Origin of the sequence: Mesorhizobium sp. M2E.F.Ca.ET.209.01.1.1, assembly GCF_004010375.2 — a bacterium.
Classification (GTDB): Bacteria; Pseudomonadota; Alphaproteobacteria; order Rhizobiales; family Rhizobiaceae; genus Mesorhizobium.
Genome location: NZ_SADP02001358.1, coordinates 1 through 280, shown reverse-complemented (window position 1 = coordinate 280; position 280 = coordinate 1). Strand labels below are relative to the sequence as shown.

At 63.2% G+C, this 280-nt stretch carries 1 pseudogene; it reads right to left on the bottom strand.

Annotated features, from left to right (window positions below):
• Positions 1-280: pseudogene (locus EN852_RS40390) on the bottom strand (catechol 1,2-dioxygenase); the annotation flags it as partial.

The following is a 280-nucleotide window of genomic DNA, read 5'->3' as shown; positions in this document are numbered from 1 at the left end:
CGCGCCCAGATGTTGAAGGCCACCATATGCGGGCGGCGTTCGGTGCCGCAGTCGAACATGCCGAAGGTCCTGGACTGGATATGCGGCCGGAAGCCGAGTACGCCGAGATAGAATTTCATCAGCATCTCCGGTGCGCGGGCGCGCATATGGATGTGGCCGATGAAGGCGTCCTGCGCCATTCTCTGCTCGACATGGCCGGAATTGCCGACATCGCGCACTAGGCCCTGCACATCCAGCGGCTCGAGCCCGGAATGCGCGCTGCCGTCGATGGCAATCAGAG